Source organism: Gemmata algarum, assembly GCF_034097035.1.
Classification (GTDB): domain Bacteria; phylum Planctomycetota; class Planctomycetia; order Gemmatales; family Gemmataceae; genus Gemmata; species Gemmata algarum.
In genome coordinates this window covers 42,464-49,356 of record NZ_JAXBLV010000205.1, presented here as the reverse complement: position 1 = coordinate 49,356, position 6,893 = coordinate 42,464, and the positions used below count along the sequence as shown (strand labels likewise).

Below are 6,893 nucleotides of genomic sequence, written 5' to 3'. Positions count from 1 at the left end.
CGGGCGACCGCGGGCGGGTGGCGGGCACAAGCTGCTCGACTTGGACCGCTGCTGTATGCGGTCGTGTCCCGATCTGCGGAACATCCCATGCTCACGCTGACCATCAAGAACAACCTGGAGACGCAGCAGCTCACGCACCAGAGCGGGCCGCTGGAGCTGGGGCGCGGGCCGATGCGGTCCGGCGTCAGCCGGGTGGTGGTGCGCGACGCGTTCGTGTCCCGGGACCACATCCGGCTGGAGGAGCAGCCCGGGCGCAAGGTGAAGGTGGCGAACCTCAGCACCAAGGCGCCGGTCACGGTGGACAACCACGCGGTGCTGAACCCGGGGGCCGACTGCGACTATCTGCTGCCGGTGCGGCTCGCGATCGGCGAGACGGTCATCGACGTGGACTCGGGCGACTCGGAGCCGGTGTCGGTGAACGTGCCGAAGACCATCGCGGCGCCGGTGCGGGCCGTCGGCGCCGTCGGGTCCGGCACCCAGCCGGCGCTGATCGACCGCAGCGAGGGCGCCAAGCCCGAGGAGATCGTCGGCTGGCTCGAAACGGTGGTGAACGTCCAGAAGGCGGGCGAGCCGGACGCCTTCTACAAGCAGGCGGCGGCGGCGCTGGTCGAGCACATCGGCCTGGACACCGGCATCGTCCTGACCCGCGACGGGGACGCGTGGCGGGTGGTGGCGCAGGTGGTGCGCGACGAGAAGCAACCCGGGCGGGCGTTCAGCCACGCGCTGGTGAACCAGGCGCTGACCGAGAAGCGCACGTTCTACGTGGGCGCGGCGGCGGCCGGCGGGGGCGAGAGCCTGGTCGGGGTGCAGGGCGTGGTGGTGTCCCCGTTCTTCGACGGCAAGGACCGCGTGGTCGGGGTGGTGTACGGGAGCCGGATGCAGCGCGCCCGGGGCCGCGAGATCGGGCCGCTGGAGGCGCAGGTGGTGCAACTGCTCGCGACCGCGGTCGGGGCCGGCCTGCAGCGCCTGGAGAAGGACGACGAGACCAACCGGCTGCGGGTGGCCAAGGAGGCCGCCGAGGAGGCCGACCGCACCAAGAGCGGGTTCCTGGCGACGGTGAGCCACGAGCTGCGCACCCCGCTCACCACGATCATCGGCTACTCGGAAATGCTGCTCGAACAGGCCGCGGTGGACAACCTGCCGCAGTACACGGCCGACCTCCAGCAGGTCCACAGCGCGGGGCAGCACCTGCTGGCGCTCATCAACGACATCCTGGACTTCTCGAAGATCGAGGCGGGCAAGCTCGAGATCGCTAACGACCCGTACGCGCCCGCGAGCCTGATCCACGACCTGATGGTGTCGGTGGAGCCGCTGGCGAAGAAGAACAACAACCGGATCGAGCTGGACTGCCCGCCGGACCTGGGCCGCGCGATGGGCGACCCGACGCGCATCCGCCAGTGCGTGCTGAACCTGGTGGGCAACGCGTGCAAGTTCACGCGGGACGGGCTGGTGAAGGTGACCGCCCGGCGGGCGCCGGTGTCCGGGGTGGACTCGGTCCAGGTGGCGGTGTCCGACACCGGCATCGGCATGACCCCGGAGCAGGTGGGGCGGCTGTTCCAGGCGTTCACCCAGGTCGATTCGACGGCCGGGCGCAAGTTCGGCGGGACCGGGCTGGGGCTGGCGATCAGTCAGCGGCTGTGCGCCGCGATGGGCGGGCAGATCACCGTCCGGAGCGAGCCGGGAAAGGGCAGCACGTTCACCATGACCATCAAGGCCGTGCAGTGAGTGCGGAATTGCGTTTCGAACCGCGCACGATTCGGATACTATATCGGCCATGTGTCTGGCGGATCGTGGACGCAATCATTCCAACGGAGTGACGCCATGCGTATCTGTTGCGCGGCCGCGCTGCTGCTGCTGGCCGGGGCCGTTCGGCCCCTGGCACCGGTCCGGGGGGAGCTGCCGGCCAAAGCGAAGGACGATAAAGGCGAGTTGCACGTCGTCGGCATATATGAGGGGTTCACCAAGACGGACGGGAAGTTGCACGGCGGCAAGGCCCGGGTGCTGCTCGACCGCCCCAAGCAGCGCGTGACGCTCGTGCTCGTGACGTACGACCGGGTGACCTGGGAAGTCAGCGTCGGCGCCGACACCAAACTGGAGCGGGTGATCCTCGGCGGGGCCGATCGCGCGGACGTGAAAGGGCTGCCCGCGGGCGTCGAAGTGGTGGAAGGGTTCCGCGGCAGCAAGGACGCGACCGTGCCGTTTTGCGCGTACACGACCGAGGCGCCCGAGTACCACAGGCTCCTTGAGGGACTGGCCGACAAGTTCGGGCACAAACGGCTGGCGAGCTTCACCGGCACGTACCGGGCAAAAGCCGATGCACTGATCGAGGTGAACACGGTTCAGGCCGAAGACCGACTGTCGGTCGATTACCCCGTACCGGCCCCGGCCGCACACCTACCCAAGCTGTCGTTTTCGGCAGTTCACAGTACGTTCGGTAAGCACCCGCACGAGGTATCGCGCTCGTTCGGCGAGTTCACTCTGACCGGGCCGAAGGCGGACACGCTCAAGCCGCTTCCGCGCAATGTGTCGCGCGTTGTCTACGACCCAGTCGGCAAGAAGCACTACGGCATCGCCAGACACGCGCTCGCGGAGATCGATTTCGAGAAGCAAGAGGCTACAGAGATCGACATCGGGTTCGCCGTGCCGAAAATCAGTTGGCCGAACAACGTCACGTTCGACACCAAACGGAACCGGGTGCTGCTGACCACGTCCGGCGGCGGCGGCATCCTGTACTCGTACACGCCCAAGACGGGCAAGTGGGAGGCGCTGGCCGAGAAACCGCCAGCAGTGGTCACCTACCATCCCAAGACGGACGCACTGTACGGGCTGAAGGGCGATTTGCGCGGCCTCGACCCGGTCGAACTCCAAGAACTGAACGCCGCCGGAATTGTGGTCAACTCGGTGAAACTGGACGGCGCGTTCTTGCCCGGTACGCTGACCACCGGACCAGGAGTGACCGGGGTCCAGATGAGCGCGGCCGGCGATAAACTGGTTCTGCTACTCACGCCGGGCGAGCGGCTCAACAGTTCAGGGCAGCCCTCGAAGTGGTCGTACACGTATCTCGTTGACCAGAAGACCGGGAAGGCCCAACTGACTCATAAGGGTATGGTGGGCGAGAAGTAGACGGTCCGCCCCGGCGCGAACCCGTGGGCGTACACGTCCGCCCCGGACGACTCGAACGTGACCCCTTCGAGCGCCAGCGCCTCTGCCATTCGCGCGGCGCCCGTACCGCCGACGGGCGTCAGCGCCGCACTTCCGCCGACCACCTTTGGCGCGATAAACACGTGAAACTCGTCGATCGCGTCCGCATCCCGAGCCGCCCCCAATAGCCCCGCGCCGCCCTCCAGCAGCACGTTTGTGAAGCGCCGCCGGCCCAGATCCGCGAGAACGGCGTCGAGGGTCAGCTCACCGAAGCCGACCACCTCCGCACCGTCGGCGGCCCACCCGTCGAGCTTTCCGGGGTTGGCGGTGTACACCAGGACGGGCGCCTCGCGCGCGGTGGTGCGTAACTGGCACGCCGCCGGTAGCTCCCCGGACGCGGTCAGCACCACCCGCGCGGGCACGCGCGCGCCCGCGGGTCGGGCGGTCAGGAGCGGGTCGTCCGCGACGACCGTTCCGCGCCCCACGAGGATCGCGTCGAGCCGCCCGCGCAACTCGTGGACCCGCCGGCGTGACTCCGCCCCGCTGATCCATTTGGAGTCGCCGGTCCGGGCCGCGAGCTTGCCGTCGAGCGTCATGGCCCACTTCGCGTGGACCCACGGGCGCCCGGTGCTCAGCAACTTCAGGTACGGCGCGTTGAGCGCCCGCGCGTCCGCTTCGCACAACCCGACTTGAACGTCCACCCCGGCGGCGCGGAGGAGCGCGAGCCCCCCCCCGGCGACGCGCGGGAAGGGGTCGGCCATCGCCGCGACCACACGCGCCACACCGGCCCGCAGCACCGCATCGGTGCAGGGCGGCGTTTTTCCGTGGTGGCAGCACGGCTCGAGGGTGACGAAGAGCGTTCCGCCGCGGGCACGCGCGCCGGCCGCTTGGAGGGCGAACACCTCCGCGTGCGGGCCGCCGAACTTCTGGTGCCACCCCTCGCCGACCAACTTTCCGGCCGGGTCGAGCACCACCGCCCCGACCATCGGGTTCGGCTCGACGGCCCCGCGCCCCCGAGCCGCGAGCGTAAGGGCGTGTCGCATCCAGCGTTCCAACTCGCTCACCGTTCGGTTCCCAACACGGGGACAAAATAAAATCGGTTTCGTGCGAACCCGTTTATAGGTTCCGCGTCTATCTAGCGTACACCGCGAGTGAGGGACAACAATCCCCGCGGTCAACAACAACGGTTCACAACTTACACACGATACAACCATGACCCTCTGGCACACGAGTACCGAACTTCAAGCGACGGCTGATGCCGCCGCCGCGAAGGCGACGTATCTCGCGGCCGGTTGGGAAGCGGGTTATGCGTTAGGTCTGGGCCGTGATACGGCGACGTATCTTGAAGCCGAAGTTGAAGCGGCCCTGAGCGGTCTGAGCGATACGAGCGGATGAACCCCTGGCGAGCCATGTGAGTGGCGACCGCGCCGGCCGGGGGTACAAGCGACCCCCGGCCGGTTTCGTTTTGTGGCCGGGGCGCGAACGACACGGGAACGCCCCGTTCGACTTCCGGTGAGGTCGGCGGTCTTTCAAGCCGCTTAGGTCGGGTTCGACTCCCGCACGGGGCACTGGGAATTACAGGTGGTGAACGCGTCTGGGAACGCGCTCGGTCTCCAAAACCGACGGCTCCGTCCTGTGGGGTTCGATTCCTCCGCCACCTGCTGGTCGAAGTGACGTGTACGGTCCAGAAGCTCCGTTGGTAGAGCAGCCGCCTGTCGAGCGGAAGGGTGCGGGTTCGACTCCCGTGTGGACCGCTGCCCGCGAGGGCGAGCCGGAAGTGTGTCCGACGTTGGCTAGGGGCCTGCCTCTTAAGCAGGTGTACGTGGGTTCGATTCCCACCGCTTCCACTGGTTCGCGTGCGTCCGTGGTGTAGTCAGCAACACGCCACTTTGCCACGGTGGCGACGCGGGTGCGACTCCCGCCGGACGCTCTGGTTGATGACCTTGTGATGATAAACGCGCCCATGATGTAGCGGTAGCCTATCGCCTTGCCATGGCGGATGTGCGGGTTCGACTCCCGCTGGGCGCTCTTCCGAATTCGGAGCGAGGGGTTCGGAACATGAAGTTGAAGACGTGATATGTGCGGCCCTTGTGATGTAGTGGCAGCTTGCCGTTTTGGTATGACGGACGCGCGGGTTCGATTCCCGCCGAGGGCTTGGTGGGGCGGGTGTATCAGCGGAGCGAGCAGACCGGCGTCGTGTCCGAGTCCTTGGTTCCGAACTCCGCGTTCCGAATTTCGCAACGATCGTGTGGCACGGTACGCCAACCGGGAGTGCGGCCAAGCTCAAACCTTGGTGCGTGTGGGTTCGAATCCCTCCCGTGCTACTCCGACGACCGACGGTTACGCCTCCGGACGCGCGGTGGGCCGCCAGGCTGCCTGTAAAGCAGCCGTCCTCACGGACAATGTGGGTTCGATTCCCACCCGGGGCACTTGTGAGATGAGACGGTTGTGATGTGAGCGTGTGATATACGGCCCGTTCGTCTAGCGGTTCAGGACAACAGGTTCTCAACCTGTAAACGGGGGTTCGATTCCCCCACGGGTCACTGCCGGCGCGAGAGCGACCGGCGCGGCGGTCGAGCCGCCGCAAGCGGGGTGAGGTGATGTAGACCAACTGGCAGGAGTCGCCACGCCCAGAACGTGGACAGTGTGGGTTCGAATCCCACCGTCACCACTGGACCGAAACGATTGCGGGCGGGCCGGAGCTCGGCCGGGTCTCATAAGCCTGGCTGCTCAGTTCGACTCTGAGGCCCGCAACTGGACGAGTTGATGTTTCGCGGGCGGGCAGGCGCTCGGCTGGGTTTCATATGCCCGGTTGCTGGGTTCGAGTCCCAGGCTCCGCGACTCCGCGCCGCAGCGGCGCGAACGTTGGCCCGGTGGTGGAACTGGTAGTCACCCCGGTCTCAGAAGCCGGTGCCGTAAGGCGTGAGGGTTCGACTCCCTCCTGGGCCACTGTTGGTGGCGGTGCGTCGTGAACGGACGGTTCGTTCACGACACCGCCCGCGACGAATGACCTCGTGCTGTAACTGGTAGCCAGAGTCGGTTGAGAGCCGGCTGCCGCGAGGCGTGTGGGTTCGACTCCCACCGAGGTCACTCAGCGGGTTCCAGGTTTCAAGTTGGGGCGCGAATCGGCGCCGCTCTCAACTCGGAACCCCAACTCGAAGCTCGTCAAACGGGATCGCTCGCGGGCGAGGGCTGTGCCTTGCAAGCACGGCCACGGGGTTCGACTCCCCGCGGTTCCACTGGAGTTCGGGGCGCATCGGGCCGGACTCCTTTGCTGTGGGCTCGTGGTCTAGGCGGGATGACGCCGGTATGGCATGCCGGCAGCCCGGGTTCGACTCCCGGCGGGTCCACTCGATCGGTGCGCGTGCGGCGGGCGCGGGGCGCGGCCTTACCAACGGTCCGGCCGACTGGGGCTCGTTCCGCACCCCGCACCCGCACCGATCACCGCCCGCTCGAGTGAGCGGGCCGACGGACGGGAGCCGGATACGGCTTGGCCGGGCCGCTCTGCTAAAGCGGTTGCCCTTAAACGGGTATGTGGGTTCGAATCCCACCCCCTCCGCCTGATGTTCTTTGAAAACCCCGCTGCCGACAACGGCAGCGGGGTTTTGCTTGAAATCGACACTTTCGCAGCGAGAGCGCAGGGATTGAGGTTCCTTGCGTGGAAGGGGCCGACACGCCGGCCGACGATGTCAAGGGAGACACGATCCAGGTGCCAACGTGTTCGCTCATGAGGCCCGCGTGTGCTTGGCGCA

Annotated in this window: 4 protein-coding genes and 15 tRNA genes; 18 read left to right on the top strand and 1 reads right to left on the bottom strand. The window is 67.3% G+C overall.

Features of this window, described 5'->3' with window-relative positions; translation table 11 throughout:
- Positions 1-87: 87 nt before the first annotated feature.
- Together R5W23_RS23360 and R5W23_RS23355 are read left to right on the top strand one after the other, a co-directional pair.
- Positions 88-1,725 (top strand): sensor histidine kinase, encoded by a 1,638-nt coding sequence (locus tag R5W23_RS23360; RefSeq protein WP_320688386.1) that lies wholly within the window; start codon positions 88-90, stop codon positions 1,723-1,725.
- Positions 1,726-1,821: 96 nt separating this feature from the next.
- Entirely contained in the window at positions 1,822-3,123 is a 1,302-nt protein-coding gene (locus R5W23_RS23355) for a hypothetical protein (RefSeq protein WP_320688385.1), read from the top strand.
- On the opposite strand, the gene ribD is transcribed toward R5W23_RS23355, so the two are convergent.
- The gene (gene ribD / locus R5W23_RS23350; RefSeq protein ID WP_320688384.1) at positions 3,096-4,205 is read right to left on the bottom strand and encodes a bifunctional diaminohydroxyphosphoribosylaminopyrimidine deaminase/5-amino-6-(5-phosphoribosylamino)uracil reductase RibD; all 1,110 of its coding nucleotides are present in this window, start codon (positions 4,203-4,205) and stop codon (positions 3,096-3,098) included. The genes R5W23_RS23355 and ribD overlap by 28 nt on opposite strands.
- 148 nt (positions 4,206-4,353) lie before the next feature.
- Between ribD and R5W23_RS23345 the strand changes: the two genes are divergently transcribed.
- The 16 genes from R5W23_RS23345 to R5W23_RS23270 all read left to right on the top strand — a co-directional run bounded on the left by R5W23_RS23345 (position 4,354) and on the right by R5W23_RS23270 (position 6,700).
- On the top strand, positions 4,354-4,536 hold the full coding sequence (locus tag R5W23_RS23345) for a hypothetical protein (protein WP_320688382.1): 183 nt from the start codon (positions 4,354-4,356) through the stop codon (positions 4,534-4,536).
- Positions 4,537-4,636: 100 nt separating this feature from the next.
- A tRNA-Glu gene (locus tag R5W23_RS23340) sits at positions 4,637-4,709 on the top strand.
- 12 nt (positions 4,710-4,721) lie between these two features.
- A tRNA-Trp gene (locus R5W23_RS23335) sits at positions 4,722-4,801 on the top strand.
- A 21-nt stretch (positions 4,802-4,822) separates the two neighbouring features.
- Positions 4,823-4,895 (top strand) — tRNA-Asp (locus R5W23_RS23330).
- A 19-nt stretch (positions 4,896-4,914) separates the two neighbouring features.
- Positions 4,915-4,988, top strand: a tRNA-Lys gene (locus tag R5W23_RS23325).
- 11 nt (positions 4,989-4,999) lie between these two features.
- Positions 5,000-5,071, top strand: a tRNA-Gly gene (locus R5W23_RS23320).
- A gap of 27 nt (positions 5,072-5,098) precedes the next feature.
- A tRNA-Gly gene (locus R5W23_RS23315) sits at positions 5,099-5,169 on the top strand.
- Positions 5,170-5,225: 56 nt separating this feature from the next.
- Positions 5,226-5,296, top strand: a tRNA-Thr gene (locus R5W23_RS23310).
- Between the two features lie 95 nt (positions 5,297-5,391).
- Positions 5,392-5,465 (top strand) — tRNA-Leu (locus R5W23_RS23305).
- A 20-nt stretch (positions 5,466-5,485) separates the two neighbouring features.
- Positions 5,486-5,570: transfer RNA gene (locus R5W23_RS23300), tRNA-Tyr, on the top strand.
- 41 nt (positions 5,571-5,611) lie between these two features.
- Positions 5,612-5,684: transfer RNA gene (locus tag R5W23_RS23295), tRNA-Glu, on the top strand.
- A 53-nt stretch (positions 5,685-5,737) separates the two neighbouring features.
- Positions 5,738-5,812 (top strand) — tRNA-Leu (locus tag R5W23_RS23290).
- 196 nt (positions 5,813-6,008) lie between these two features.
- Positions 6,009-6,090, top strand: a tRNA-Leu gene (locus tag R5W23_RS23285).
- Between the two features lie 59 nt (positions 6,091-6,149).
- Positions 6,150-6,231 (top strand) — tRNA-Leu (locus R5W23_RS23280).
- A gap of 188 nt (positions 6,232-6,419) precedes the next feature.
- Positions 6,420-6,491, top strand: a tRNA-Ala gene (locus R5W23_RS23275).
- A gap of 120 nt (positions 6,492-6,611) precedes the next feature.
- Positions 6,612-6,700, top strand: a tRNA-Ser gene (locus R5W23_RS23270).
- Positions 6,701-6,893 lie beyond the last annotated feature (193 nt).

What these genes read in the sequence shown, in the direction of transcription:
- R5W23_RS23360 (WP_320688386.1), top strand. Translation starts at nt 88, where the DNA reads ATGCTCACGCTGACCATCAAGAACAACCTGGAGACGCAGCAGCTCACG.
- R5W23_RS23355 (WP_320688385.1), top strand. Translation starts at nt 1,822, where the DNA reads ATGCGTATCTGTTGCGCGGCCGCGCTGCTGCTGCTGGCCGGGGCCGTT.
- R5W23_RS23345 (WP_320688382.1), top strand. Translation starts at nt 4,354, where the DNA reads ATGACCCTCTGGCACACGAGTACCGAACTTCAAGCGACGGCTGATGCC.